Origin of the sequence: Streptomyces rhizosphaerihabitans (genome assembly GCF_025399795.1) — a bacterium.
Lineage (GTDB): Bacteria > Actinomycetota > Actinomycetes > Streptomycetales > Streptomycetaceae > Streptomyces > Streptomyces rhizosphaerihabitans.
Genome location: NZ_JAODTZ010000005.1, coordinates 99,022 through 125,342 on the forward strand (window position 1 = coordinate 99,022; position 26,321 = coordinate 125,342).

General features: G+C 68.3%; 21 protein-coding genes and 4 pseudogenes. 9 read left to right on the forward strand and 16 right to left on the reverse strand.

Features of this window, described 5'->3' with window-relative positions; translation table 11 throughout:
- Window positions 1-322 precede the first annotated feature (322 nt).
- Entirely contained in the window at window positions 323-808 is a 486-nt protein-coding gene (locus N4G66_RS06860) for a hypothetical protein (RefSeq protein WP_261703058.1), read from the forward strand.
- An 854-nt stretch (window positions 809-1,662) separates the two neighbouring features.
- Here the strand turns inward: N4G66_RS06860 and N4G66_RS06865 are convergent.
- The gene (locus N4G66_RS06865; RefSeq protein ID WP_261703059.1) at window positions 1,663-1,980 is read right to left on the reverse strand and encodes a hypothetical protein; all 318 of its coding nucleotides are present in this window, start codon (window positions 1,978-1,980) and stop codon (window positions 1,663-1,665) included.
- Between the two features lie 100 nt (window positions 1,981-2,080).
- Between N4G66_RS06865 and N4G66_RS45845 the strand changes: the two are divergent.
- Window positions 2,081-2,434, forward strand: a pseudogene (locus N4G66_RS45845) (AlbA family DNA-binding domain-containing protein); the annotation flags it as partial.
- Window positions 2,435-3,631: 1,197 nt separating this feature from the next.
- Here the strand turns inward: N4G66_RS45845 and N4G66_RS06875 are convergent.
- From N4G66_RS06875 to N4G66_RS06885, 3 genes are all read right to left on the reverse strand, one after another.
- A complete protein-coding gene (locus tag N4G66_RS06875) occupies window positions 3,632-3,952 on the reverse strand; it encodes a hypothetical protein (RefSeq protein WP_261703061.1) in 321 nt (106 codons plus the stop codon).
- Between the two features lie 128 nt (window positions 3,953-4,080).
- Complete coding sequence (locus N4G66_RS06880) at window positions 4,081-4,374, reverse strand: hypothetical protein (RefSeq protein WP_261703062.1); 294 nt, start codon at window positions 4,372-4,374, stop codon at window positions 4,081-4,083.
- Between the two features lie 514 nt (window positions 4,375-4,888).
- On the reverse strand, window positions 4,889-5,302 hold the full coding sequence (locus N4G66_RS06885; protein ID WP_261703063.1) for an actin-binding ADF family protein: 414 nt from the start codon (window positions 5,300-5,302) through the stop codon (window positions 4,889-4,891).
- A gap of 313 nt (window positions 5,303-5,615) precedes the next feature.
- Between N4G66_RS06885 and N4G66_RS06890 the strand changes: the two genes are divergently transcribed.
- Window positions 5,616-5,843 (forward strand): hypothetical protein, encoded by a 228-nt coding sequence (locus N4G66_RS06890; RefSeq protein WP_261703064.1) that lies wholly within the window; start codon window positions 5,616-5,618, stop codon window positions 5,841-5,843.
- Window positions 5,844-6,124: 281 nt separating this feature from the next.
- Window positions 6,125-6,427: a hypothetical protein gene (locus N4G66_RS06895; RefSeq protein ID WP_261703065.1), complete on the forward strand. Its 303-nt coding sequence runs from the start codon at window positions 6,125-6,127 to the stop codon at window positions 6,425-6,427.
- 148 nt (window positions 6,428-6,575) lie between these two features.
- Here the strand turns inward: N4G66_RS06895 and N4G66_RS06900 are convergent.
- Both N4G66_RS06900 and N4G66_RS06905 read right to left on the reverse strand, forming a co-directional pair.
- A pseudogene (locus N4G66_RS06900) lies at window positions 6,576-6,782 on the reverse strand (peptidylprolyl isomerase); the annotation flags it as partial.
- A 41-nt stretch (window positions 6,783-6,823) separates the two neighbouring features.
- Window positions 6,824-7,510: a hypothetical protein gene (locus tag N4G66_RS06905; RefSeq protein ID WP_261703066.1), complete on the reverse strand. Its 687-nt coding sequence runs from the start codon at window positions 7,508-7,510 to the stop codon at window positions 6,824-6,826.
- Window positions 7,511-7,910: 400 nt separating this feature from the next.
- On the opposite strand from N4G66_RS06905, the pseudogene N4G66_RS06910 reads away from it, so the two are divergent.
- Window positions 7,911-8,711: pseudogene (locus N4G66_RS06910) on the forward strand (IS5 family transposase).
- Window positions 8,712-8,961: 250 nt separating this feature from the next.
- Here the strand turns inward: N4G66_RS06910 and N4G66_RS06915 are convergent.
- Window positions 8,962-9,294 carry a hypothetical protein gene (locus N4G66_RS06915; protein ID WP_261703067.1) on the reverse strand — a complete coding sequence of 111 codons (333 nt, stop codon included), beginning with the start codon at window positions 9,292-9,294 and terminating at the stop codon, window positions 8,962-8,964.
- A gap of 326 nt (window positions 9,295-9,620) precedes the next feature.
- Here N4G66_RS06915 and N4G66_RS06920 point away from each other — a divergent pair, with 326 nt between their 5' ends.
- Window positions 9,621-11,939 (forward strand): SpoIIE family protein phosphatase, encoded by a 2,319-nt coding sequence (locus N4G66_RS06920; RefSeq protein WP_261703068.1) that lies wholly within the window; start codon window positions 9,621-9,623, stop codon window positions 11,937-11,939.
- Window positions 11,940-13,473: 1,534 nt separating this feature from the next.
- On the opposite strand, the gene N4G66_RS06925 is transcribed toward N4G66_RS06920, so the two are convergent.
- Both N4G66_RS06925 and N4G66_RS06930 read right to left on the reverse strand, forming a co-directional pair.
- A complete protein-coding gene (locus N4G66_RS06925; protein WP_261703069.1) occupies window positions 13,474-13,914 on the reverse strand; it encodes a hypothetical protein in 441 nt (146 codons plus the stop codon).
- An 807-nt stretch (window positions 13,915-14,721) separates the two neighbouring features.
- Window positions 14,722-14,954, reverse strand: a pseudogene (locus tag N4G66_RS06930) (helix-turn-helix domain-containing protein); the annotation flags it as partial.
- A 723-nt stretch (window positions 14,955-15,677) separates the two neighbouring features.
- Here N4G66_RS06930 and ltrA point away from each other — a divergent pair.
- Window positions 15,678-17,459: a group II intron reverse transcriptase/maturase gene (ltrA, locus tag N4G66_RS06935; protein WP_261703070.1), complete on the forward strand. Its 1,782-nt coding sequence runs from the start codon at window positions 15,678-15,680 to the stop codon at window positions 17,457-17,459.
- A gap of 420 nt (window positions 17,460-17,879) precedes the next feature.
- On the opposite strand, the gene N4G66_RS06940 is transcribed toward ltrA, so the two are convergent.
- A complete protein-coding gene (locus N4G66_RS06940) occupies window positions 17,880-18,077 on the reverse strand; it encodes a hypothetical protein (protein WP_261703071.1) in 198 nt (65 codons plus the stop codon).
- A gap of 443 nt (window positions 18,078-18,520) precedes the next feature.
- Window positions 18,521-19,474, reverse strand: coding sequence for an ROK family protein (locus N4G66_RS06945; RefSeq protein WP_261703204.1), 954 nt, complete (start codon window positions 19,472-19,474; stop codon window positions 18,521-18,523).
- Window positions 19,475-19,713: 239 nt separating this feature from the next.
- Between N4G66_RS06945 and N4G66_RS06950 the strand changes: the two genes are divergently transcribed.
- Window positions 19,714-20,796: a LacI family DNA-binding transcriptional regulator gene (locus N4G66_RS06950; protein WP_261703072.1), complete on the forward strand. Its 1,083-nt coding sequence runs from the start codon at window positions 19,714-19,716 to the stop codon at window positions 20,794-20,796.
- Between the two features lie 163 nt (window positions 20,797-20,959).
- On the opposite strand, the gene N4G66_RS06955 is transcribed toward N4G66_RS06950, so the two are convergent.
- The 5 genes from N4G66_RS06955 to N4G66_RS06975 form a co-directional block, all read right to left on the reverse strand.
- A complete protein-coding gene (locus N4G66_RS06955; protein ID WP_261703073.1) occupies window positions 20,960-22,264 on the reverse strand; it encodes an HpcH/HpaI aldolase/citrate lyase family protein in 1,305 nt (434 codons plus the stop codon).
- 250 nt (window positions 22,265-22,514) lie between these two features.
- Window positions 22,515-23,477 carry an electron transfer flavoprotein subunit alpha/FixB family protein gene (locus N4G66_RS06960; RefSeq protein ID WP_261703074.1) on the reverse strand — a complete coding sequence of 321 codons (963 nt, stop codon included), beginning with the start codon at window positions 23,475-23,477 and terminating at the stop codon, window positions 22,515-22,517.
- Between the two features lie 99 nt (window positions 23,478-23,576).
- Entirely contained in the window at window positions 23,577-24,362 is a 786-nt protein-coding gene (locus tag N4G66_RS06965) for an electron transfer flavoprotein subunit beta/FixA family protein (RefSeq protein ID WP_261703075.1), read from the reverse strand.
- Window positions 24,363-24,592: 230 nt separating this feature from the next.
- Window positions 24,593-25,102, reverse strand: a complete 510-nt coding sequence (locus N4G66_RS06970) for a flavin reductase family protein (protein ID WP_261703076.1) — start codon at window positions 25,100-25,102, stop codon at window positions 24,593-24,595.
- A gap of 242 nt (window positions 25,103-25,344) precedes the next feature.
- The gene (locus tag N4G66_RS06975; RefSeq protein ID WP_261703077.1) at window positions 25,345-25,758 is read right to left on the reverse strand and encodes a TlpA family protein disulfide reductase; all 414 of its coding nucleotides are present in this window, start codon (window positions 25,756-25,758) and stop codon (window positions 25,345-25,347) included.
- Between the two features lie 75 nt (window positions 25,759-25,833).
- Between N4G66_RS06975 and N4G66_RS06980 the strand changes: the two genes are divergently transcribed.
- Window positions 25,834-26,250, forward strand: a complete 417-nt coding sequence (locus N4G66_RS06980) for a DUF4395 domain-containing protein (RefSeq protein WP_261703078.1) — start codon at window positions 25,834-25,836, stop codon at window positions 26,248-26,250.
- The last annotated feature ends 71 nt before the right edge of the window (window positions 26,251-26,321 follow it).

Below are 26,321 nucleotides of genomic sequence, written 5' to 3' on the forward strand. Positions count from 1 at the left end.
GCTGCGGCCACTGCCGCCGTGTCGGCTGATGCGTCGGGACAAGAGGACCTCGGGATGGGAAGGGGGCGTGGGACCCGTTCATGTACCTGGCGGCACGCTATCGGAAGCGGTTCTGCCCCGAAGACCCTTGCCTGGGGCTTCACGCTCAGCTACTTGTCGGGTGGCGGCAGTACAAGGACAGGGCCCCTACGGCATGTGCGGAACGTGCCGGGCGGAGCAGATGTCCGGGCCCCTGGACGACTGACCGCCCAGCCCGGGCCGTGACGACCACTCTCGTGACACGTTGGGCCGGAGACAGATTAACGATCGGGAGGGGCAGACCGTGGGACGAGTGAAGTCGGGACGGACGAAGCGGCAGCGACAGTCACGCGATGAGCGGATGGCCGCGGGGGCCGACCAGGCCACGCAGGCATACTCCGAGGCGGTCGCGTTCGCGTTCACCGACTGCGACGCGACGTGGAAGCATCTGGAAAGGGAGCCCGAGGAACGTCTCTTCGCGCTGCTGGACCGGATGGCCCCCTGCGCCTGTGGCCGTATCGAGCTGGACGGCCGCGACGTGAGCCGGGCCGGGCTGACGTCCGTGGCGGCATCCTTGGGTCTGCCGTACGCCCGGGCCCTGCTGCTGGCGAGTGTGGACTACGCCCACCGCACCGGCGGTTGCGCCCAGCAGGGAGCGGTGTTGCACGAACTGGTGAGCGCGGCGCGTCCCGAGGGGGAGCCTGCGGAGCTGTCGGCACTGCTGGAGCGGCTGCGCCTGGTCCACCAGGCCGGGACCAAGTGCCAGGCCGTGGTGGATGCGTTCGCGTAGGTCCCGGCGGCGCTGACTGCCGAACAGCCAGGGTCGCCAGCCGGATCCCTGCGCTTCCTGGACCGTGCTGTGGCCCGGCTTGTGGCCAGTGCCCCCGCCGTCCTTCACAGCCGGACCGGGGCACCGGGGCCCGCCGGGTTGGGCGGCCGGTAAGAACGCCGTCATAAGCCGCCAACGGCCTGGGCTGTACTGCTGGCGCGAGTGAAAGCTGGGGAGGACGATCGACGGTCGTGGCCCGTACTCCGACTTGGGGAAGAGATGCGTAAGACGACGAGTGCCGCTGTTCTTCGCGAGCAGTTGGCTGCCATCAAGAATCTCCGTAACACCTACGCGGCTGACGATCCCCAACACCCAAGGCTCGCCGCGCTCGACCGGCAGATTGCTGACCTTGAAGCGCTGCCGGGTGTCGGCAGGAAGGTCGTGGCGACAGACGGGCCTTACCGCCGCACTCTTGAGCGGGAACATGCATCCACTCGGGGTGAATCACCCAGTTCGCGCGCCGCACGGGCCGCCTGGCTTGAGGGGCAGAGGATGCGGGGAGGCGGCACCGGCCTGTCCCAGTAGTCGGAGGGGTCTGATCCACGACCTTTCGGCTCCCCGGTTTGTTCCTGCCGGGTCCCCCCTGCCTCATCGAGGTCGTCCTCCCCGGGTGCGGGCGGGTGTGCCCGGTAGGTGCCGAACGGGCAGGGCCGGCCGGGTGCGACGCCGAGCTGTGGGGCGCCGCCCTTGGTTCGATGCTGTCCGGGGATCACGCGTCACCGGTCCCGTCGTCGGACCGTCCGGCGTCGCGGTCGCGGACGGGTGCACCGGCCCTCTCCTCGTCGTTGTCCACGGGGGGCTTCCTTCCGGTCGGGTCAGGCTGCCAGCCCGAGGGCGGCGGTCGGGTTCTCGTTCCAGGACAGTTTCTTCTTGCGGTAGGCGTCGAACGCGGTGGAGCGCGGCGAGTGCCGGGAGTGCACGGCGACCACCTCGGCCGGGGTCCCGGCGTCGAGCATGGCCTGGATGCAGCCGCGGCGCTGGAAGACGATCGCGAGGCAGCTCTTGATCTCGACCTTGTCAGCGGGCTTACCAGTCCCGAGGCCGTACGCGAGCGGTAGATCCCTGCTGGGCCCGGTGCTCCCGAAGCGGCTGCGCTCTCCGCTCCGTCGAAGATCGCTGGATCGAAACCCCAAGCGCACACTCCCGGTTGGGAACTACGCTGCCGGAATGGCACGAACATGGACCCGGCTGCACGAATTCCTCGGCCACCCGCCGGGACCGGTGACATACGCAATGGTCACCGAAGCCGTTCAGCGGAAGCTCGGCGAGAGCGACGACCTGGACTGGAAGGAGGACCTGCCAGCCACCTCGCCGGTCAAGGGCGAGTGGAACGAGTTCGCCAAAGATGTCGCCGCCATGGCCAACACCCGCGGTGGTCTGCTCGTCTACGGCGTCAGTGACGACATCTCGATGGCGGGTATCGATCTGGACGGGGTCAACGACAAGCAGTTGGGTCAGTGGCTGCGCGTCCATCTGCAACCCGCAGTGAGCGGAGTGAGCTACCTCAAGCTCCCAGCCACCGACGGCACCGGCAAGGACATCCTCGTCGTCGATGTCCCGGCCAGTGAGATGGCGCCGCACTTCCTCTACGGCTGGCAGCAGAAGGACAAGGACAAGACCACCTTCAACGCTCCCTTCCGATACCGCGATGACACCGGCTACATGGCCGAGCACCAGGTCGCTCTTGCGTACCGGGAACGCTTCGCCCGCCAGGCTGTCGCCGAAGCAGCTCTGGACCAACACGTCCAGCACGTCACCGACCTCGTCCTGGGAGAGTCACAAGGTCCCACGGCGTGGCTGATCGTCGCCGCACGGCCCACGCGCCCCATTCCCAGGATGGTGCCGGCGCTGTCCCGCTCGGCAGCGCAGTTGGTCATGCACGAGAGCACGAAGCGCGCGGAGGCCCTGCTTGCCGCTGTCGTCCCGATGCCTCGGCTACGGGTTCCGCAGGTCTTCCACGATCTCCTCGACAACGACCCGCGCAGGGGCCTGCGGCGCTGGGTGGACACCAACATGTTCGTGCCGTCCCGCGCTACGCGTCGACGCGGGGTGCTGGCGGAACTGCATCACGACGGCACGGTCGTCACTGCCGTCGATCTCTCGCACAGCGCCCTGCACGAGCCGAAGCCGGGCGTCGAACTGCCCGTGGCCACGCCGGTGCTCATCAGCGCTGTCTTCGAGACCGTCGCCCTCGCCCACGAGCACCGACTGGCGTTGCGCATGGACGCGGCGATCGAGCTTCGGGCCGTCCTCGGGACGCAGGCCGATGGCCCCTTCCGCTTCACTCCCGTCGTCCTCGGCTTCAGCCGTCCCGAGATAGCCGAGTGGGCCCGACAGCCCTCCGCCGTGCAGCCCGCCTACAGCGACCTGGCACCTTTTGCCGACGATCAGGCCCTCATCACCGGTGCCACAGAGCTTGCCGAAGGACTGTTGCACCAGTTCGGACTCGAAATCATGCCGCCGTGAGGCCGTTGGCACTCGCGGGTCAGGCCGTCAGGACCATGGCGAGGGTCGGATCGCGAAGCGATCAACGCCGGCGGAGCGGCCCTCAAGGCGGTGCTCGAAGGCCGCCGCCATCCCTGGCCCCGCTTCACATGCCCGGAGTGTGGCAGCACCTGGTACGCCGCGGAGACTCCGTTCGGGAAGACGAAGCGATCCGACAGCCATTACCGCTCACCGCGCCGCCGGACGCGAGCATGGCGCCGACGGTCGCGTTCAGGAGGCGTCACCCGGTGACGCCTCCGGGCGACGCAAACGGCAGCCTCGGGGGCTTGAAGCAGGCTTTCAGTCTTCGATCTTCTCCTTCCCCTCTTCCGACATGACAGCGAAGCCGGGCTGGGTCTCCCCCGCCGGACCCAACGCCGCACCACCAAAATTCGGGGCGCTGGAAAGGAAGTGCAGGATCTTCTCCCTAACCATGTCGACGGGACCATTGGTGTCGCGCTGGTCCTGATTGACGTCGTTCAGGATGACCTGCTGGCGCTCTCCGTCGTCTTCGTGGTCGACCACGGCGGGTCCTCCGTCAGCGTAGGCGGGGGCGGCAGTGGAGAGGGCACCGAGGGCGACGGCGAGGCCGACTGCTACGGCAGCGAGTTGCTTGTTCATACCCCGGCTAACGATCTTGCAGGTGCCTAGTCACCCGACGCAGACAAGCGCAGAGAAATGCACAGGCAAGCTGCGCGTCAGACCTCAGACCGAGGTTCAGGAACAGGCACTCATCTTGTCGTTTGACTTCAGGCGCTCGGTGGGGTCGTGGCAACGGTGACCTGAGCTGTCCAGGACCCGGGTTCCCGGGGCGGATCCCAGGTCACATCGACGTCAGCTTCGTGGAAGTCGTGTGCGAGTCCCACCACCATGGCAGCCATGGCGGCCTGTGCCTCGGCTGGGTCGGTGTTGGCCGCCACGTCGGCAAGGCGTCCGCAGAGCATCCCGCCTTCCTCGGTGAGAACACTGTGGCGCCAGCCTTCCGGCGTCGCCAGCAGGACGATGTTTCTCGGCATGCCGAAGGGAGGCCGTCTCTTCTTCACGCGCTCTCGTCGCACCATGGAGCTATCCAACCTCGTGGGCTTCCTGGAGGTTCGCGCGGGCGGAAGTCCAGGCGCCGCGGGCGGGGTTTGGTGCCGACCTTGTGGTGTGAACAACCCGTGAGTTCGTAGTCCGCTCAATGCCTCAATACGGGGTCTGATCAGGTAGTCCGCAGGTATCGGCCCGCACATCTGCATGTGGATCATGATGGATCTTCGGGCTTTCCGAGGATCCATCATGATCCACACGGGCTCGCCGGTCCTGCATGCCCGGTCGACCTGCTGCAACGGAGGAAAGAAGCCGACCGAACCCGCGGGATATTGCACATCCCAGTAGCGGCCGGGCCCGGCCCCCGATGTGTCCACGACCGATATCGTTCGCCGAGCACGAGAACAGGGCATCGACTTGGCCTCCGACACCGTCGGGCACCGGGATCGTGCAGCCGACCTTAGCGGCCGCTGGGCGAAGCCCCCCAGCGGCCGGCCACCACTGCGGACACCCGACGGTGTTACCAGGTCAGTTCCCGCTGTTCGCCTTGTCGAGGACCGCCTCGTAGGCGACCTCGCTGTACTCGGCCCCCTGGATCTCGAATGCGACACCCGCGAGCGAGCGCACGAGCCCGTTATTGGAGGCGCCGAAGAACATCTTCTGGCTGGCCTGGGCCGCGTGCGGTGCCCACCAGACGAAGGCGAGCTTCCGCTTCCCGGCGCCCTCCTTCTCGAACTCGAAGTCGTAGACGGCCCAGCGGCACTCCGTCTCTGGAAGGTCCGCGATGAAGTCTTCGTAGTCCGTGGAGCTGGAAACCTTCTCGACGACGATCTCCGTGTTGTCCTTGCCGAGATTGAAGAGGACGTACTTGTGCTTCTTGCCGTCCCTCAGGTCGTGGTATGCCCGCAGGCACGCTGAGCTGACTCTGGCACCCGTCGTCATGGCGTTCTCCATTTACGTAGTCGCATTGAGTAAGCAAATGGTAACTGTCCGTCAGGCGATGGTGCCCGTGGATCGAAGCCCATAGGTCCAACTTCGATGCCGGGCAGTTTTCACTTCGGTGTCGGCAGAAGGGTAGGAGAGGCCCGCAGCCTGCCCGCTCCGCGATCTTGCTCATCTATCGACCGATTGCTGAGCAAGATCGGTAAGTGGCGGCGCGCGACCGGATCGACGCCGGATCATGCCCATAAAACGGTGTCAGAAAGTCGATGTGCCCAAGAAGTTGAGGAGCACCCTTTTCTGTACGATCTGGCAGGTGCAGCCACCCCAGGACGACGACGCCGCTGATCTCCTCGCCCCCGTTCCGGCCGTAGTGCGAGTAAGAACCCTGTCACCGATCCTGCTGGCTTATTCCGTGCCCGGCGGGGCCGGCGGCTCGTTGGCCGGGGCAGCAGCGGCCGTCTTGGCATTTCCGGTCGAGGGTGGGGTGGGGAATGTCGATGTGGTCGAAACCGTGACTGACGGCACCTCGCCGCATGACTGAATAAGCCAGCAGGATCGTCACCAGCCGCAAATGGCGGTGATCAGCTCCTTCGGGGAGCGCTGGCATCCGGAGACGGTGTGCCGGATGCTGGCCAACTCGTCCCATTAGCGCCGACACTCGTCAACACGGCCCGGTACTCCCGAAGCCTCCGCCGACGACACGAGATGTCAGTGGCCAGCGACATGGGCTGTGTACCGTCCAGACGGACGATTCGACAGGTCAATGTTGCTCATGGCAGCTGGGCGGAGGTGTCCTTTTCTGCGGAAGAGCGTTGTCAGCTCATGATCACGATGAAGCGTCATCTTGCCGCCCTGGCCTTTGCCGGGGTTCTTGCTCTGGGTGTTGCCGCCGGACCGTCGGCAGCCGATGAACCCCCGGCAGCCGGTGGGCAACCCGTCCTGACCGAGCTGTCTAACACACTCCGCCATCTGAATTGCGAGGTCGGGGCGACCAGTACGCTCGGCGAACGCCTTCTTGAGTGCGAAGGCGGCAAATGGGCTGTGAAGGACTGCGGGAAGAGGAAGATCGCCACCCTCATCGGTGGAGTGGGCAAGTGCACGGCAAGGTACGCCAGCGCGTTCTAACCGCGGCTAGGTCGCTCAGGCCGTAGGCGCCGACGACGTACAGCGGCAAAGCGATCACGGAGCGTACAGGCGCACGATCTGGCCGACGAGGGGTCGGGCAGCGGCCACCCACCTGCCTTTGAAGACTCAGGCGACGGGCCGCTCCCGCTCAATCCACAATGCCGCAATCGACGATGCTGATCGTCGCCTTGGTCTTCCCCGATGGGCTTCCCAACCTCTCAATCTTCGTCACGAGGTCCATGCCCTCGACCACCTCGCCGAACACGACGTGTGCGCCGTCCAGCCAGGAGGTCACCACGGTCGTGATGAAGAACTGCGAGCCGTTGCTGTTCTTGCCCTTGTTGGCCATGTTGAGCCCCGTGTAGTTACTCAGCGTTACTCACCACTTGGCGGCAGCTATACGAGAACTGGGCCGGTACGGGTGGTGTGCTGGTAGTCGGTGGCGTTGGACGCGCACGTCCAGTAGATCTCGTCGCGGCCGCCGCCCTGGTCACCGGCCGCCTCATAGCAGTGGAACCCTCCCCACTCCAGACGGGCCCGGAACGGTGCGACCGCCTGATCGCTGGCCTCGTCGTCCCCCGCGCCGGTGAAGCCGGTGACGCCGTACCCGTACTCGGCCAGCGCCGCGGTGAACTCCGGCGTGTCGATGCCCTCGCCCGCGGCGAGCCTGTCCCGGTCCACCACCGCCATGTTCGGCATGGCCATGATCTGCGGCAGCAGCTCGGTCAGCGCGGCCCTGTACTCCTCAAGGCCGTACCCCTGCTGCAGGCTGCGGGAGGTCACCGCCTGCGGCACCAAGGCCACCGCCAGGCCCTCCTCGCCGCGCTGCTCACGGTAGAGGCGCCCGACCGCGGACACTTCGCCCTCACCCAGGACCCTTTGCAGCGGCTCCAGGATCGAGCGCTCCAGCCCGGTCAGCTCCAGCCCCTGCTCCGCCCGCGCCGCCGCGTGCAGCCACACCCCGGTCAGCAGGTTCACCGGCCCACTCCGGCGCAGCGCCGCCCCCCGGGCCCCCTTGCTGTCCTGCCCGGACAGCAGGCTCTTCCACCGGTCCATCCGTTCCTGGCTGGTGCTCGCATCCACGCCCAAGACGACCTCCGCCTGTCGTGCCGCCGTACGGCTGACGCCTACGGCCCGGCGCACGCAACCCTAGGGACGCCGGAGCACTCTCCCGCCTGCGGCACCGGTAATTCACCCGTGACAGTGAGTAGTGGACGGCGGAAGCTGACACGCGCGCCGGCCCGGACTCCTCAGCGTGCACCGTGGAGGACTGCCGACCGGCACCGGCCGCGCCGCCGCACACACCCTCCGGGCAGTGCTTCATCGCAGAGGCCGAGGCCGGGGCACACCACCGGCATGAGCCGAATACCAAGATCGTCCCTTGGCGCCAATGGCCGCCCGGCCCTTACAGGCCCGAGGCGAAGTGACAAGCACTATAAGAGGTCATCTCATTTGGCTTGTTCGATAGTCTGTGGGTGTGGGGATCGTTGAGCGGCTGGTGCCGGATGAGTTGTGGGAGTTGTTCCAGCGGGTGGTGCCGGAGGCACCGAGCCGGCCTCAGGGCGGTGGTCGGCGGCGGCACGGTGACCGGGAGGTGCTGGCTGCGATCGTGTTCGTGGCCACGTCGGGCTGCACGTGGCAGCAGCTTCCGTCCGCCTCGTTCGGGCCTTCGGGAGCCACTGCTCACCGGCGTTTCACGGAGTGGTCCAAGGCCCGGGTGTGGGCGAAGCTCAATCGCCTGGTCCTTGACGAGCTCGGCTCCCACGGGGAACTGGACTGGTCCCACCGCGTGATCGACTCGGTGAACATGCGAGCCCTGAAAAAGGGGATCTGACAGGTCCGAATCCTGTGGATCGCGGTAAGTACGGGTCGAAGATCCATTCGATCACCGAGCGGACCGGACTTCCTCTGGCAGTCGGCATCTCGGGTGCGAACATGCATGACAGCCAGGGTCTGGAGCCGCTCGTGCGGGGCATCCCGCCGATCCGCTCACTGCCGCGGTCCGCGCCGCCGCAGGCCCGGCAAGCTGCACGGCGATAAGGGCTACGACTACCGCCACCTGCGGCAATGGCTCCGCAGTCGGGGCATCACGCATCGCCTGGCCCGGCGCGGCATCGAGTCCTCCACCCATCTGGGCCGTCACCGCTGGGTCGTGGAGCGGTCCGTCGCCTGGCTCGCCGGCTGCCGCAGACTCCACCGCCGCTACGAACGCAAGGCCGAACACTTCCTCGCCTTCGCCGCCATCGCCTGCACCCTCATCTGCTACCGCCGACTCACCAAATGAGATGACTTCTTATCGGCCGTCTCAGCGTCGTGGACTCGGTATAGGATGCTGATGCGGTCGCCTGTGTCGGCAGTGGGCTCGGTGGTGATCTGCCGTAGATCGGCGCCGGTGATCGGTTCGCGGCTGGTGACGGCGTTGCGCGGGTCCTCGGCGAGGAGCGCCAGGACCTCATGCACGGCCTTACGTCCGGGACCGCTGAGCTGGGCGAATTCCTCGTAGAGCCGCGGTGGCACAAGGACGGTCCATCGGGTCACGCGGCCGTGCCTCGCCCATCGAGGTAGGCGAACAGTTCGTCGACCGGCCGGGCATCGGCGGTGCCGTCCAGTGAGGAGCGGACGGCGGCCGCTACCTCGGGGCGGGTCGCGAACGCCACCGTTCGACGGTAGCGGCTGATGACCTCGTCCTGAGCTGCGCCGAACCGCGCGGCGTCCAACTCGGCGTTGAACGCTGCAAGAGTCGTCGGGCTGATCACGGCGAGCGCGGCGCGGAGTTCCGCCAGGGTCTGGGGCCCTTCGTGGGCCTCCAGCCTGTGCGGGTCTGCGTAGGCGGCTCGCGGGCTCGGCTCGTGCGGCAGTGCGCTCATGGATTGACCTCCGTCGTGATGCGTCTCCCCCGGTACGCGGTCGGCCCGACCGTCGTGCAGGGTCCGGGAGAGATAGAGGAGAACCGCCCTTCGACACGGATAATGACGGTTCGGCGCGTCCAGCCGAGGGGCCCCAGTCGTCTTTTCTGGCCCGCCACCGCACACCGCACACCGCACTCAAGGACGGGCGTTCCACAACGCCCCTTGGCTCCGACGTGCGGTGTCCTTGCGCGGGGGGCACTCTGGAAGGGACCTTACCTGAGGCAGACGCCCGGCCTGCAGAGCTGATCTGTCCGCGCCGGAGGCGACGCATGGAGGATCTGGCCGTGGCATCGGACGACGCGCTGCTCGTCATCGACGCAGCGGGTGTCATCGTCGGGTGGCGCCAGGAGGCCAGGTCCCTGTTCGAGCTCGGTGCAGACTTCGCTGTCGGCCGTTCCGTCGTGGAGCTGCTGACCGCGGTATGGGACCCGGCCGGCGCCGGGGCGGAGCGCCGTTCGGACAGGGCAGCGGCGGTTCCCGGGCTCGCGGTGAAACCCGTGACGTTGCGCGATGGCCGGTCGGGCTGGGGCGTCTGGCTGCTGCGTCCGGATGAGGGGCGGGGTGCCGACGCACGGGGGCAGGCGGTGTTGACGGCACTGTTCACCCAGTCGCCCATCGGGATGCAGGTACTGGATCCCGATCTGCGCGTCCTGCAGGTGAACACAGCGGCAGCGGGGATGAGTGCAGTCGAGCCCGCAGACGTGCTCGGCCGCCGGCTCGGCGACGTGGTGCATCTGTCCGACCCTGAAGAGACCGTGGCGATGCTGCACGACGTGCTCGCCACCGGCGAACCTGCGCTGGACAGGCTCGTACGCGGCCGCCCGCCCCACGACCCCGCGCACGAGCACGTGTACTCCGTCTCCGTGTTCCGGCTCCAGGACGCGGACGGCCGGGTGCTGGGCCTGTCCACGGCGATGGTGGACGTCACCATCCGCGAGCGGGCCCTCGCTCACGCCCGAATCCTCAACGACGTGCGAGAGCGCCTGGGGCACACGCTCGAGCTGGACACCACCTGCGGGGAACTCGTCGAGATCCTGGTGCCCACGTTCGCCGACGCCGCAGAAGTCGACCTGCTGGACCCCGTCGTGCGGGGCGATGACCCCCCGCCCGGGCCCGTGGGACCCGCCATACCCCTGCGTCGGATGTCCCTCGCCACGGCGGCCCCTCAACGGGACTCACTTGGCACCGGTACGGGTCCCTTTAGATTTCCAGGGGCCTGGCTTCAGGCCCTGACCGACCTGCGCCCCCAGCTTGTCACGTACCAGCCGGACGAAACCCCCGACCACCATGCGCAGGCGTCTCACGCGCAGGGCTCGCACTCTGCCATGGTCATCCCGATGACGCTGAGGAACGGCGTACTGGGAATACTGAGTCTCTACCGTTCTCCCGGCCGCGACCCGTTCGTGGACCAGGATCTCGGCCTCGCGCTGGAGGTCGCTGGACGGGCCTCGCTGCACGTTGACAACGCGCGCCGCTACGCCCGAGAGCACACCATCGCCCTGACGCTGCAGCGCCGTCTCCTGGCCCAGCGCCCAGCGCCGCAGGCAGTCGTGGAGAGCGCCCACTTCCATCACTCGGTCGATGCCGGCGGCTGGTTCGACGTCTTTTCGCTGTCCGGTGCGCGGATCGCCTTCACCGTCGGTCGCGTCTCGGGTACAGGCATCCACGCCGCCATGGCGATGGGTCAGCTGCGCACCGCCATCCACACCCTGGCATCACTGGACCTGGAACCTGACGAACTACTCGCCCGCCTCAACGGGACCGTGTCCCGACTTGCCGCCGAACGCGCCCGCCTGCCGACCAGCGACCCTCTGCAAAACCAGACACTGACCGCCGACTGCCTCTACGGGATCTACGATCCCCTGGCCCTGAGCTGCACCCTCGCCCTCGCCGGTGGCCCGCAACCGGTACTCGCCCACCCCCATAGGGCCGTCGAGACCATCGATGTTCCCGTCGCTCCCCCGCTGGGCGGCGGCGAAGACACCTTCGCCAGCACCCGTCTGGACCTCCCCGAGGGAAGCATCATCGCTCTCTACACCGACGCGTTCCTTCCCTCGAGCGAGGCAGAAAGGAAGACCAGCCAGGACCGCCTGCGGCAGATCCTCGCCCAAAGCACCCGACCCCTGGGCGACCTGCGCGACGAGGTTATGCGCACCGTCCCCGCCCTTGCCCCCGGCACCGACGCGGTGCTGCTCCTCGTGCAAACCCAGGCACTCGAACCCGGCCTCGTCGCCACCTGGGACCTACCCGCCGAACCCGCGGCCATCGCCACTGCCCGCGCCCGCACACGGCGTCAACTGACCCAATGGAACCTCGACGAGCTCTCCCTCACCACGGAGCTCATCGTCAGCGAACTGGCCACCAACGCCATCCGCTACGGCACCCCTCCCATCACCCTCCGCCTGATCAACAGCGGCCGTACGCTCACCTTCGAGATCAGCGACTCCAGCCCCGTCTCACCACACCTTCGCCACGCCCAGACCACCGACGAGGGCGGACGCGGCCTTTTCATCTGCGCCGAACTCGCACAGAACTGGGGCGTCCGCTTCAGTGACAACAGCAAGACCATCTGGACGGAACAGGAAAGTCCCCACCTGGCATAGATCCCCCTCGTTCGCTGCCGCCCTCTCTGGCCGCGGTCTCCCCGTCTTCACAGTGCCCTCCGGGAGTTGGTCGGGATGGGAAGGAGTCCGACGGTTGAGGTTGCGCACTGATCAAGAAGCAGAAACAGCTCAGTCCTGCAGGCTGACGCCGGTCAGACACCCGACTCCGAGCACTCCGCTTACGCTCGCACCGGCAAGGCACATGGCCTCCTTCGCCGCGTCACCCGGAGGGAACCGGCCCTTCGCCCACAAACAGGACCAGCAAACGGCCCCGACGATCGAGGCCACTCCGGCCTGCAGGACGAATCCGCCGTTCCTCGCCATCGGGAAAGCGAAGCCGCGCCTCCCCACTCGACCGCAGTGCCACCGCCAAGCGCACCGGCACACCCCGCAGAACGCCACCCCACTCCGCAGGAACAGCAGGGGAAAGCTCCCCCAGCTCCACATCGACCGCTACACGCTCTTCCAACATAGTCACCGTTCCACCGTGCCCACTGCCAAGCTCCCCCGCGACCGCGCATCAGGTGGACATCACCTCCGCCACGGCCGCCGCCATGTCATGACCGGATCAGGAACCGGCACTGATCACCGAATCTTCGTCTCACAGCACAGGCACAAGGTGGCTTGCCGCGTCGATGTACATCTTGGCTGTTGTCGGGGCTGAGCGCCTGGGCCTGGAGGTGGTCATGCAGCACGCTTGGTAGATAGAGAACAAGCTTAGAAGGTAGGACAAGCTCAGCCGGTGTCGTCCGGTACGTCGACCGTGAGGCCGCCGTGCTGGCCGACCTTCCAGACCAGGCCCCAGGACTCGATCAGCTTCCCTGATCGTCTCGGGCCCGCCGTTCTCCAACGCGTGCAGGAGCGCGAGTTGCCTGCCTTTGAGCCGCTCGGGGGGTAGCTGGGAAGGGTCTCCGACGACTTCTTGGTACCAGGCTGCCATGGTGATTCTCACCTGTGAGCGGGCTTTTGACGTGCCATGCGTGCCTCCGGGGCGTGACGGTCAAGGCAACTTTGCCGGGTTAACGGCGAGGCGGGACAGATGGCATCGGGCTCGTGCCTCAACTTCTTCGCGGTCCTCGTCCTGGTCTGCTTCCTCTCGGCGCTGCTTAAGGCTCCCGGCTTCCTGACAACTGTCCGCACGCCCCGTCGCCCGCCGCGTATTCGGTCCTCCGGCCCTTGCCCCCGAGAAACGAGCGGGCAGCCGGGCCAGCGCGGCTAGCCTGGCCAATGATCTGGAGCTGACGCGAGCCGAGTTGGCGACCGCTCGCGAGAGCGGGGCCGCCTCAAAGAGGCCGTTCAGCGGCACCTGGGACAGCAACTGCACCAGATCGGAGCGAAGGACCTCGCAGCCCGCAACAACGAGCTCCGGGCGGCCGACAAGGACCTGGAGAAACGACTCGCCGCCACCGAGGCCTACAGAATGCCTTGCAGGAGGCTCAAGACGACCTGCCATGATGCGAGATCAAAATCGCCCAGGCTGATGTTCGGATGCCGACTTCGGATACCAGAACCATGCCGCAGTGAGCAGCAGGCTTTAGCGGCGTTTGGAGAGCTGCACTTGGAGGCGCTCGCAGTTTACCAGCATATCCATCAAATGAAGGAAAGGAAGGTAGCAGAGGTCTCCGGGAATCACCCCCTCGTGGACAAAGAGAAGACTGCGGTCGAGAGGATCCTCCTCGATCTTGCCGAATGAATGAGCGCTGTTCCGGTCCAGACGAATGTACATCTGAACGGCCTTATCCCAGGAGATGTTTTGCGGACCGCCCTTCCCCGGCATTTCAATCAGCCCGTCGGTGGAGTAGTGACGGCTTCTGGTGATGAATCCGTCCCGCACCTCTTCCAGGGCTCGCGCTGCACGCTCGCACAGGGGAAGCGTCGCTTCGGCGACTGGTGAAGACAGTGTCTCGCGTAGCCTCTCCAAGACTTTACGGACTTTGCTGGGATTGGTCGCGTTGTCGAACGCGTTCCATCCCATTCCCTCCAGGCAATCGAGTGCATCGTATGCCGCGCGCAGGGCACACTGTGACCGTTCGACCGCATGGCCTCGCCTGTGTCACGGTAGAGGCGCCCCAGGCTCGCGATGAAGGCGAGGTTGCGGGTCGGCGCATAGAAGCCCTGTTCATCTTTGAAGCCAGCAGGGTCAGTGGCAATGCGGAGGAGTTCGGCGGAGCGTTGCACCCACCAGCTGAGATACGGACCCGTACTGTCCACGCTGGGGGTGATCGCGCGCCCCTTTGAATTATCGAAGCATGCCGTTGGGAGGAGCGCATCAGTGAGGCGATTGCTTGGCCAATCCGCATCATTCAGCGCCTGACCAAACAGCCAGACACCACATGCGAGCAAGCGGGCAGCCGCTACACCAAGCACTTTCGGAGACGCCGCGGAGAGCGCTGGAAGTACGAACGTGAGTGCACCGATAGAAACATCCTGCGTGAGTCCTTGAGCGGCAGGGAAAAGCTTGCCGACTTCTCCGCCTATTGTCGACTTCCTCCGCACCGCCCGAACTGGAGCCCGCCGAACGCGCCGTGCTCGACCAGGGCGTGGCCGTCCGGGTGGTCGTACGCCCTCACCGCCCGCGTCACCCGTGCGGCGGGACCGCCCAGGGGGGTGGGTCACCCCGCGTGCGACCCCTGCGTCTTGGGAATTGCCGAGGCCGGACGGACGGCGGTGATCCGGCGCAGCATGTCCGGCCGCCGTATCAGGAGCGCACGGCGGCCCGTGACCACCATCTCCTTGTCGCGCAGCTCCCGCAGCAGGCGCTACACCATCTCGCGGCAGACGCCCGTCGCGGACTGGCGCGAGGGCGGCTGGAGCGTTCCTTCATGCCGCCTCGCCGTGCCGCCGGTACCGATTCACCCAGCGGGCGGCGGTGGCGTGGCCGACCTGGAAACGTTCTGCGGCCCGCCGTAACGGCCGGCCGCCCTCGACGACACAGCGTGCCAGACGCAACCTGCCGGTCGGCGCCAGCGGGGCATTACGGTGGGAGACGAGGGCCTCCTGCGGTCGGGTGTAGATGTCGCAATCCACACCGACCCCAGAAGGCCCTCACCTGTTCAAGCACCCAGCACGCGTGCCACCAACGTCCCGGGGGTGCGACACGAAGTCGCAGTAGAGAAGTAAGGACAGCCAATGAAGGAGAGATAGATGGCTGGACTTCGAGCCAGTATCCAGGCTCGTCCCCGCGCTCACATGCGTCGCTGGCAACGGCGGGGTGTGGAGCTGAGCGTTCAAGCCCAAGGGTGCCTCGGCCATCGAGGAACCACAGGCGAGGGGAAGGCTGGACGGGCGAACGCAAGTGAACCCTTGACGATGCCCCGTGAGGTTGAGGCTGTGCGATGGCATGCAGACGGCAGTCGCAGGACCTGACGCTGGGAAGCGTAAAGCGACTCCTGGGGATCTCGTTCCAGGAGGCGGATACCGCTGGTCCCGGGGTAGAGAGGGCGCCCACCCCAGCCGCATCTTCCTGGTGCGGAACGTGGAAACCCCGTCGGGGACCAGGCTTCGGCCTGGTGAGCCGACCGTAAGGAGAGCCGATCTCCCCGGCGGGACAGGATGATCCAAGAAGCGAAGGCCGGTCGGCCGAAAGGCCAGGGAAAACCGGGAGGCGGGCACTTCACCCGCACCCGCATAACCCGCCGGATACGGGTCCCAGTGACCCGGCCCGAAAGGGCGCCCACGTGGATCAGGTGAGCCTATGAAGCTCCGAAGCAAAGACGCCTGAACCGAAGGACAAGTTGGATGCCGAAGCCGCAGATGCAGGAGACGGCCCTGGCCGCGCCCCGCGCGGCCTCGGTGAACGGACCGGAGGACGACGCACTCGACTGGCACGACATCGACTGGGGCCAGACCGAGGAAAACGTACGGCGCTTGAGGCAGAGGATCTTCAAGGCGACGCAGGAAGAGGACTGGAAGAAGGTCCGCAACCTGCAGAAGCTCATGCTGCGAAGCCGAAGCAACACGCTGGTCAGCGTGCGGCGGGTGACGCAGCAGAGCCGTGGTCGCAAGACTGCCGGCATCGACGGGGAGCGAGCCCTCACCCCAGCGGAGAGAGGCAAGCTGGCGACCGAGATCCACCGGTCGTCCACGCCCTGGAAGGCCAGGCCGGTCAAGCGAGTGTTCATCCCCAAGAGCAATGGGAAACAACGACCGCTCGGTATCCCGGTCATCCGCGACCGGGTCCTTCAGGCCCGGGTGAAGAATGCCCTGGAACCCGAGTGGGAAGCGCGGTTCGAGCCGAAGTCCTACGGCTTCAGGCCCGGCCGCGGCTGCCACGACGCGATAGCCGCCATCTTCGCTACGGCGAAAGGAAAGGCTGCGAGACGCCTATGGGCGCTCGACGCAGATCTGGCAGCGGCGTTCGACCGCATCGACCACGAGCACCTGATGTCGTCCATCGGGCAGTTCCCTGCCAGGGAACAGGTCCACGGGTGGCTGAAGGCCGGAGTGATGGATCGCGGCCGATTCGCGCCAACCGAGGAGGGAACTCCTCAAGGCGGCGTGATCAGCCCTCTGCTGCTGAACATTGCCCTGCACGGATTGGAACAGGCTGCCGGATGCCGGTACTCGACCGAGAAAGGACGCGAGTCCTGGTCGATGCCGGACTCTCCGGTCCTGATCCGCTACGCCGACGACTTCGTCGTGCTCTGTCACGACGAAGACCAAGCGGACCTGGTCAGGACGCGGCTGGACGAATGGCTCAGGCCCCGGGGCCTTCGCTTCAATGAGGCGAAGACCCGAGTCGTGCACCTCCAGGAGGGGTTCGACTTCCTGGGCTTCACCGTGCGTCGCTTCGGGGAGAAGCTGCTCATCAAACCCAGCAAGGCAGCCGTCCTGAGGTTCCGGGAGCGGTTACGGACGGAGATGGGGTCCCTGCAAGGGGATAACGCCGAGGCCGTACTGCGCAGGGTCGTCCCCCTCGTGCGAGGGTGGGCGGCCTACTACCGGACAGTGGTGTCCACGGAGACCTTCGCGTCTCTCGACCACTACATGTGGCACCTCACCTTCAAGTGGGGAAGGCGACGCCACCCGAGGAAGTCGCGGTCATGGGTTAAGACCCGTTACTTCGACAAGTTCAACCCCTCCAGGAACGACAGTTGGGTGTTCGGCGACCGGAACACCGGCGCCTTTCTCCCCAAGCTGGCCTGGACGGGCATCGTCCGACACCGGATGGTCAAAGGGACGGCATCCCCGGATGATCCGTCCCTGATCGACTACTGGCGCACCCGCCGCCGAACGAAGGCGCCGCCGCCGATGGACAAGATCAGTCTCCATCTGGCGGCACGGCAGAGAGGACTTTGCCCCCTCTGCAAGCAGGCGCTGATCGCCGGGGCCGAATACGAGCCGGACAATCTGCGTGAGTGGATGGACTGGTTCGCGGCCACCAGGAAGATGCTCCACAAGCATCACTTCACCTACCGGCGAGACGGCGGCTCGGACGAGCGAACGAATCTTCGCCTCGTGCACTCCGAATGCCATCGTCAACACTACGCGAACGACGGCAAACGGACCACACCCTGCTGACCTGCGAAGCCCATGGGGCTTGCTTGAGCCGAGCTGCGGGGAAAGCCCGCACGGCCGGTTCTGAGGGGGCCGGGGCCCAGCAATGGGCTCCGGCTACCCGACCAGCACAGCCAGCGCCGGGGCTCGCTCCGTGCCTCCATGGGAGACGAATGGGAGAACGATCTTGCCCACCAAGGCTAAGTAAAGCTAACTGAAGCCAACTCAGGCTAGGTTCCTGGAGGGCGTTCCAGCAGGAAAGCAGCTGACCAGCGACTTTCCAGGTTGAACCGTTGATCCAGACGATCACGATTCCCCCTCTTCTGTTGGCCCCCTGAGGCTTGCCCGCTCCACCCTGCCATGGAAACCAGCCGCTGATGAGGGCGCCCGCAACGCGGCGCCGGTGCCCCCGTGGCGGGGGCACCGGCGCCGCGCGGCGATCCTTCAGCTCTTCCGGCCGTGCGGGGCAGCCTCGTCGACCGCGAGGTTGTCGCTGCCGATCGTGTGATCGACCGTGCTGAGCGTGTCGTTGACGTTCAGATCGCTCAGGGCGTCCCCGCTCAGGGCATGGGACGGGGTGATCGCCGCGACGACGAACCCGGTGGCGAGGGAGGCGATGGCGAGCATGCTGCGCTTCTTCATGCCCGGTTCAACTACGGAGGCAGGACGGAGTCACGGGTGGGTCAGGCACCTTCGTCCGGCCCGGCGCCGGGCGCGCCCGGCGCTCGGGGCCCCGAACGTTACCGGTGCACCCGGCACCGGGTGCGGGTGAGTCCGAGTCGGACGCGTCCGACTCGGACCACGCGGAACGATCGAACCCGAAAAACGGGCGAACCGGGCGATCCGGGAACCGTCCGGCCACGCAGCTTCACTGCTGAGGCGCACGCCCCGCGGCACTGCGGGCCGGGACCGCCTCGGCCAAAGGCCGGCCACTCCGCCGGCCGGGACCACCGAGTCACCGTGGACCGGAGGCCGGGGCGACCGGCCCGAGCGGGCCGAAGGCAGGGACCACCACGACCGCACACGGACCACGAGCCGGACCACCGGTCCGACGCGGGCCGCGAGCCGGCACCACCAAGTCGAAGTCAGACGCGAGCCGCAGGCGTGTGGGCCTTCCGGGTGAGTGCCGCCGCGGCCGCGCCGACCAGGCCGGCGTCCGTGCCCATCAGCGCGGGCGTCACTGTCAGCCGCCGGACGAAGGACAGTGTCGCGTAGTCGGCCAGTGCGCGGCGCAGCGGTGCGAAGAGCACGTCGCCCGCCTTGCCCACTCCCCCGCCGATCACGGCGATGTCGATCTCGACCAGGGTCGCGGTCGCCGCGATGCCCGCGGCGAGGGCCTGCGCGGCCCGCTCGAAGGAGGCCACGGCGACCGGATCACCGGCGCGGGCCGCCTCGGCGACCGCCGCGGCCGAGGTGTCGCCGTCGGGACCGGGCTGCCAGCCGCCCTCCAGTGCACGGCGGGCGATGTTCGGGCCGCTGGCGATGCGCTCGACACAGCCCCGGGAGCCGCAGGGGCAGGGATCGCCGTCGAGGTCGACGCTGATGTGTCCGATGTGGCCCGCGTTTCCGGTGGGACCCGCGTGCAACTGTCCGTTCAGGACCAGCCCGCCGCCCACTCCGGTGGACACCACCATGCAGAGCGCGTTGTCGTGGCCCCGGGCCGCGCCCTGCCAGTGCTCGGCCGCCGTGATGGCGACGCCGTCGCCGATCAGCTCGACGGGCAGTCCGCCCGTGGCCTTGGCGGCCCGCTCGACCAGCGGGTAGCCGCGCCAGCCGGGCACGTTCACCGGGCTCACCGTACCGGCGGAGGCGTCCACCGGGCCCGCGCTGCCGATACCCAGCGCTCCGGCCCTGCTCCACAGGGGGGAGACCGTCAGCTCGCCGATGACGTCCTCGACGGCGCGCATCACGGTGTCGCCGTCCTCCTGTGCGGGCGTCGCGCGCTGCGCGCGCAGGAGAATCCGGCCGTGGCCGTCCACCAGCGCTCCGGCGATCTTGGTGCCGCCGATGTCGAGCGCGGCCACGAGGTCGGTGTGCATCAGAGTCAGGTCTCCCATGGGGTGTCGTGACGGGCCCGCCGCGCCGCGGGCCCGGGTTCCCCGGCCGGAAACCGGGCAGGATCGGGCCCTGTCGGTTCGTCGCGCCGAGGGCGCCGACGGACCACGGGGACCGTGCGCCCTGGGGAAGGCGCAGGCCGGAGATTGCGGTGGACAGTGTCTCCCGCATCTGACAACGTTGTCCAGGCTCTATGCTCGTCGCCACATCCTCATACAACCCCATGGACCTACGCATCCCCGTGGACGACAGGACAGGACAGCACATCGTGGCCGAGACCGCCCGCCGATCCGAGAACCGCTACGGAAACCGTCCGACCATGAAGGACGTGGCGGCGCGTGCGGGAGTCGGCCTGAAGACGGTCTCCCGCGTGGTCAACGCCGAGCCCGGAGTCACCCCGGACACCGAGCGGCGCGTCCAGGAGGCCATCGACGCGCTGGGCTTCCGCCGCAACGACAGTGCCCGGGTGCTGCGCAAGGGCCGCACCGCGAGCATCGGGCTGGTCCTGGAGGACCTCGCGGACCCCTTCTACGGACCACTGAGCCGCGCGGTCGAGGAGGTGGCCCGCGCGCACGGAGCCCTGCTGATCAACGGTTCCAGCGCGGAGGACCCGGACCGCGAGCAGGAACTGGTTCTCGCGCTCTGTGCGCGCCGTGTGGACGGGCTGGTCGTGATCCCGGCCGGCGACGACCACCGCTATCTGGAGCCGGAGATAGAGGCGGGCATCGCCACGGTGTTCGTCGACCGCCCGGCCGGGAGGATCGACGCCGACGTGGTCCTGTCGGACAGCTTCGGCGGCGCCCGGGACGGTGTCGCCCACCTCATCGCCCACGGCCACCGCCGGATCGGCTTCATCGGCGACATGCCGCGCATCCACACCGCCGCCGAGCGGCTGCGTGGCTACCGGGCCGCCATGGAGGACGCCGGGATACCGGTCGAGGACGGCTGGATGTCGCTGGGGGTCACCGATCCGCAGCGGGTGCGCAAGGCGGCCGAGGACATGCTCTCCGGCCCCTCACCCGTCACCGCGGTCTTCGCGGGCAACAACCGGGTCACCGTGACCGTGGTCCGTGTCATCGCCGAGCGCGGCCGCCCGGTCGCCCTCGTCGGTTTCGACGACATCGAGCTCGCCGACCTCCTGGAGCCCGGCGTCACGGTCGTCGCCCAGGACGCCGCCGCGCTCGGCCGCACCGCCGCAGAACGCCTCTTCCGCCAGCTCGACGGCAACCTCATCGCTCCGGAGCGCATCGAACTCCCGACCCGGCTGATCACCCGCGGCTCCGGAGAGCTGCCGCCGGCGCACTGAGCAGTCGCCGCACCGGCGTACGCCCGCTCAGGGCGCCTGGCCTCGCCGAGGCTCCGCGCGCCCGTCCGCGGAGCCGTCCCGGCGCGCGACCCGACCCGTGCGTGGACCGCTCGGCGGCGGCCGGCCTCCGTCCCGCTCGCGCACCCGACGCGGGCGGGCGCCGCTACTGACCCGAAACCGTCAGATCCCCCCGCCGCGGCGCCGCGTAGGCCTCCAGTTCGGGCCGGGTCAGGCCCGTCGCGCGGGCCACTTCCGGGATGTCCAGGGCGCCGCAGTCCAGGCCGCGCAGGAGATAGCCGCTGAGGGCCTTCGCGGTGGCGGGCTCGTCCATCACGTCGCCCGACGCATGGCCGGCGTAGCGGGAGAGGCGGGCGGCGGCCTGTTCGAAGCCCTCGCGGTAGAAGGCGAAGACGGCCGCATAGCGGGTCGGGAGGTGGCCGGGGTGCATGTCCCAGCCCTGGTAGTAGGCGCGGGCCAGGGCACGGCGGGTGAGGCCGTAGTGCAGGCGCCAGGCGTCGTGGACGTTCTCGGTGGGGCCGACGGGCAGGACGTTGGTGGAGCCGTCCGAGAGGCGTACGCCGGTGCCCGCGGCGGCGACCTGCATGATCGCCTTGGCGTGGTCGGCAGCCGGGTGGTCGCTCGACTGGTAGGCCGCGGAGACGCCGAGGCAGGCGCTGTAGTCGAAGGTTCCGTAGTGCAGTCCGGTCGCGCGGCCCTCGGCGGCCTGGATCATGCGGGCGACGGTGGCGGTGCCGTCCGTGGCGAGGATCGACTGGCTGGTCTCGATCTGGATCTCGAAGCCGATCCGGCCCGGTTCCAGGCCGCGGGCCTTCTCGAACTCCTCCAGGAGCCGGACCATCGCGGTGACCTGTTCCGCGTACGTCACCTTGGGCAGGGTGAGGACGAGTCCGTCGGGCAGACCGCCCTCCTCCATCAGGCCCGTCAGGAAGATGTCGAGGGTGCGGATGCCCCGGTCGCGCACCGGTGCCTCCATGCACTTCATACGGATGCCCATGTACGGGGCCGCGGTGCCGTTCCGGTACGCCTCGGCGATCAGCCGGGCCGCGCGGGCCGCCGTCGCGTCCTCCTCGGCGTCCGGGCGCGGGCCGTAGCCGTCCTCGAAGTCGACGCGCAGGTCCTCGACGGGTTCGCGCTCCAGCTTGGCCCGCACGCGGCCGTACACGGGTTCGGCGAGTTCGTCGGTGAGGCCGAGGACCGCGGCGAAGGAGGCTGCGTCCGGGGCGTGTTCGTCGAGGGCGGCGAGGGCGCGGTCGCCCCAGGTGCGGATGGTGTCGGCGGCGAAGGCGTCTCCGGGGACGTACACGGTGTGGACGGGCTGCCGGGTGCCGGGGTCACCGGGGTAGCGGCGCTCCAGCTCGGCGTCGACGGGGGCGAGCGAGGCGCTGATCGCTTCGGTGACGGCGCCCGCGAGGCTCGTCGCCACCTTCTCCTGCTGACCCTGACCCATCCCACACCCTCCTGTTTTCCGCAGTACGGAATCAACAATCCGTAGAACGAAGTTATCCGGCGAGCTTCCTACGGGTCAACACCCTCTTGGGCCGCGGGACACTCCGTGGCCCCACCTTCTCGCCGTACGCCTCGCTGTACGGCGAGTTCCCGAGCGACCGCCCTGCCGTGCGGGCCTCACCGACCCCGGGACGAGCGAAGGCCCCCGTGACCGGTGTCCGGTCGCGGGGGCCTCGTGCGGTGCTGCGGGATCAGCCCTTGCGGGCCTTGATCTCCTCGGTGAGCTGCGGGACGACGTCGAAGAGGTCGCCGACGACGCCGTAGTCGACCAGGTCGAAGATCGGCGCTTCGGCGTCCTTGTTGATCGCCACGATCGTCTTCGAGGTCTGCATGCCGGCGCGGTGCTGGATGGCACCGGAGATGCCGGAGGCGATGTAGAGCTGCGGCGAGACGGACTTGCCGGTCTGGCCGACCTGGTTGGTGTGCGGGTACCAGCCGGCGTCGACCGCGGCACGCGAGGCGCCCACCGCCGCGCCGAGCGAGTCGGCGAGGTTCTCGATGATGGAGAAGTTCTCGGCGCCGTTGACGCCACGGCCACCGGAGACGACGATCGCGGCCTCGGTCAGCTCGGGGCGGCCGGTCGAGGCGCGCGGGGTGCGGGCGGTGACCTTGGTGCCGGTGGCCTTCTCCGAGAAGGTGACCGCGAGGGCCTCGACGGCGCCGGCGGCCGGGGCGGCCTCCACGGCGGCCGAGTTCGGCTTGACCGTGATGACCGGGACGCCCTTGGAGATGCGGGACTTGGTGGTGAAGGAGGCGGCGAACGCGGACTGCGTGGCCACCGGACCCTGGTCGCCGGCCTCCAGGTCGGTGGCGTCGGTGATGATGCCCGAGCCGATACGGACCGCGAGGCGGGCCGCGATCTCCTTGCCCTCGGCGGAGGACGGCACCAGCACGGCAGCCGGGGAGACGGCGTCGTACGCGGCCTGCAGCGCGTCCACCTTCGGCACGACGAGGTAGTCGGCGTACTCGGCGGCGTCGTGCGTGAGGACCTTCACCGCGCCGTGCTCGGCGAGCACGGCGGCGGTGTTCTCGGCACCGGAACCCAGCGCGACGGCGACGGGCTCGCCGATGCGGCGGGCCAGCGTCAAAAGTTCCAGGGTGGGCTTGCGGACGGCACCGTCCACGTGGTCGACGTAGACGAGAACTTCAGCCATGGGAATGCACTCCTGCGGATTGCGAAGTCTGAGGGGAGGTGAGCGGGTTGGGCCGTGGCCGCTGCAACGGTCCGGGAGCGAGTCACGGACCCTCGGCGGTTAGATGAACTTCTGGCCCGCGAGGAACTCGGCGAGCTGCTTGCCGCCCTCGCCCTCGTCCTTGACGATCGTTCCGGCGGTGCGCGCCGGACGCTCGGTGGCCGTCTCGACCTTGGTCCAGGCACCCTCGAGACCGACCTCGTCCGTCTCGATCTCCAGGTCTTCCAGGTCCCAGGACTGAACCGGCTTCTTCTTGGCGGCCATGATGCCCTTGAAGGAGGGGTAACGCGCCTCGCCCGACTGGTCGGTCACCGACACGACCGCGGGGAGGGAGGCCTCCAGCTGCTCGGAGGCACTGTCGCCGTCGCGACGGCCCCTGACCACACCGTCCTCGACCGAGACCTCGGAGAGCAGCGTGACCTGCGGGACACCCAGGCGCTCGGCCAGCAGCGCCGGAACGATGCCGGCGGTGCCGTCGGTGGACGCCATACCGGAGATGACCAGGTCGTAGCCGGCCTTCTCGATCGCCTTGGCGAGCACCAGCGAGGTGCCGATGGCGTCGGTGCCGTGCAGACCGTCGTCCTCGACGTGGATGGCCTTGTCGGCACCCATGGACAGCGCCTTGCGCAGCGCGTCCTTGGCGTCCTCGGGGCCGACGGTCAGCACGGTGATCTCCGCGTCGTCCGCGGCATCGGCGATCTGCAGCGCCTGCTCGACGGCGTACTCGTCGAGCTCGGACAGCAGACCGTCCACGTCGTCACGGTCGACGGTCAGGTCATCGGCGAAGTGCCGGTCGCCAGTGGCGTCGGGCACGTACTTCACAGTGACAACGATCCTCAAGCTCACGCCGGCTCTCCTACTGCATCGTCATTTCTGGGCTGCCTTCTTTCAGGCAGCATAGGCGCCTGAAGTGGCCGATCCCGGTCGGGGCGACCCGCGCCCCGACCGAAATATTACTCACCAGTACACCCATCGGACCCCCACTAAGCAAGCGCTTTGGACTGTGACCTTCGCAACTCTGTGTAACCGCCGGGTAGAACCGGTGAGTAACCCGGTGGACGGCCCGGCCCGCGGGCTCAGTCGCGCAGTCCGTTGAACCGGCCCTGGTGGTACAGGAGGGGGCCGCCCTCGCCCGAGTGATCGCCCAGCACGACCTCCGCCAGGACGATGCGGTGGTCCCCCGCCGGTACCCGCGCCACGACGCGGCACACGAGCCAGGCGAGGACGTCGTCGAGCACGGGAACTTCCTCGGGCCCCTTACGCCAACGGGTGGGCGAGCCGAACCGGTCGGCGCCGCTGCGGGCGAAGGTGGCGGCCAGCTCCCGCTGGTGTTCGCCGAGCACATGGACGCCCACATGGCCGGCCTCGGATATCGCGGGCCAGCTGGAGGCGCCGGTGCCGATGCCGAACGAGACGACCGGGGGCTCGGCCGAGACCGAGGTGAGCGAGGTGGCGGTGAAACCGACGGGACCTCGGGCGCCCGAGGCGGTGATCACGGCGACACCGGCCGCGTGCCGCCGGAAGACGGAGCGCAGCAGATCCGGGGAGGCGGGCCGCGGAGTGCCCAGGCCGGGGGTGGCCGTCATGGAGCTGTCCTTCTGCGAGAGCCGACGTGGGGTTCCCGCCGCTCGGCGGGAACCGAGAGCGGGGAGCGGTCCTTGGCTGCTCAACAGCCCGGACCGCGCGCACCCGCGGTGCGGGCCGGGTCCACGTCGACGAGCTCGGGGAGAAGGATTTCCGGTGACATACGGTCAGGCTGACGAGAGGCGACGGGCGCAGTCAAGGGCGTACCGGCATGTGGGAGATGCCTCACCATGATCGCCACCGCTCAGACGGCCTCTCCGAGCGCGGCGATGACGTCCGCCTTGCGCGGCTGTCCCGTCGCCCGCCGCACGATCCGCCCGTCGGCGTCGAGCACGAGCACGGTGGGCGTCTTGAGGATGCCGAGATCGCGTACGAGGTCGAGGTGGTCCTCGGCGTCGATCTCCACGTGGGACACCCCGGGGACCAGTCCGGCCACCTCGCCGAGCACCCGCCGGGTCGCCCGGCAGGGGGCGCAGAAGGCACTGGAGAACTGCACGAGCGTGGCCCGTTCCCCGAGCCCCTCCCCCAGCTCCGCCGCTCCGAGCCGTTTTCCGCCGTCGCGCCCGCGCACACGCACCCTCCCGCTCCGCCGCCGGTGCAGCACCCCGAAGGCGCTCGCCGCCGCGAGCACCACCACGCACACCACAAGTCCGTTCATCACATGCACAAGCATTCATGAGACCGCAAAGATTCCCGAGGCCGTCCGGCATCCTCCATACGGAATGCTGGATTCATGGACATCGATGCGAGAGGGCCGCGGTTCGGTGCGGCCGTGACGACCGTCGTGCTGGCGGTGACGCTGATCACCGGGAGCGTCTGGCTGCTGGCGTGGCAGACGCTGGCGTTCGCGCTGGGCGCGGCGGGTGGCGTGGCGCGCTCGCCGTACGGCTGGGTCTTCAGGAAGGCGGTACGGCCGCGACTCGGGCCGCCGACGGAGTTCGAGGCGCCGGAGCCCCCGCGGTTCGCGCAGGCGGTCGGGCTCGCCTTCGCGGTGGTGGGCCTGATCGGCTGGACCGCGGGCCCCCAGTGGCTGGGGTCGGCGGCAACCGGGTGCGCGCTCGCGGCGGCGTTTCTCAATGCCGCGTTCGGGTACTGCCTCGGGTGTGAGATGTACCTGATTGTGCGTCGGGTGACGGTACGCGCCAAGTAAAGACGGGTTAAAACTCCGAGGTGGATCAAGTGGACGACGTGACAAGGATCTCGCCGTTCCACGGCACCGGG